At 42.1% G+C, this 788-nt stretch carries 2 protein-coding genes; both read left to right on the plus strand.

From position 1 onward, the window contains the following. Positions 1-70 precede the first annotated feature (70 nt). Positions 71-415: an ISAon1 family transposase N-terminal region protein gene (locus HMPREF9141_RS12350; protein WP_007369112.1), complete on the plus strand. Its 345-nt coding sequence runs from the start codon at positions 71-73 to the stop codon at positions 413-415. A 115-nt stretch (positions 416-530) separates the two neighbouring features. Then, positions 531-788 (plus strand): transposase (locus HMPREF9141_RS12355; RefSeq protein WP_083809469.1); only part of this gene is annotated, 258 nt, incomplete at its 3' end.

The following is a 788-nucleotide window of genomic DNA, read 5'->3' on the forward strand; positions in this document are numbered from 1 at the left end:
GTCCTAAAACCCAGTTGCAAGCCTATCCTCTTAAGCACACAATTTCATAAGTATTTATTACCTTTGCATCATGAAGAGTCACCAATTATTACGTTGCATCTTTCCAGATGTACTTGCCGACTACTTTGATGTTGTCGATATTCACGAGAGTGTTTCGCAGTTTGACTTTTGGCTTGACGAGCGTAACTTCATGGAAAAGTCAGACCATAAGTTAGGCACTGTAAGCAGTTATGGTTTTACCAGCGAGCGTGTTATTCAGGACTTTCCCCTTCGTGGCAAAGCTGTTTACCTCCATGTGCGCCGTCGCAAGTGGCGTGACAGTTCCAATGGAGAGATATTTACTTATTCATATGATGATTTGACGGCTGAGGGCAGTAAACTATCCCCAGAGTTCGTTTCTTTTTTAAAAGAATAGAATTGAGTCCACTGCAGAGAGCATCGCAAGTATCGGTACTCACTATGGCGTAAATGGCAAGCTGTTATCCACACAGTACAAGGAATATTTCAGTGATTATCGTAGCTGGGATCAGTTGAGTCATGCTCAAGACTGGCTATTGTTTGAAGACAACATAGGAGAGAGTCTAAGTATTGATGAGACCTGTCTAAGCAGTGGCGAGGTTTATACTTTTCTGACCAACAAGGCGGGAAAGGGCAGAAAAGGGACTTTGGTAGCTGTGGTTAAAGGGACCAAAGCAGAGGACATTATTAAGGTTCTCAAGAAGATAAACCTTTCTAAACGAAAGACTGTCAAGGAGATAACACTCGATTTATCATCTTCTATGATGCGT

The sequence above is a fragment of the Prevotella multiformis DSM 16608 genome (assembly GCF_000191065.1).
Classification (GTDB): domain Bacteria; phylum Bacteroidota; class Bacteroidia; order Bacteroidales; family Bacteroidaceae; genus Prevotella; species Prevotella multiformis.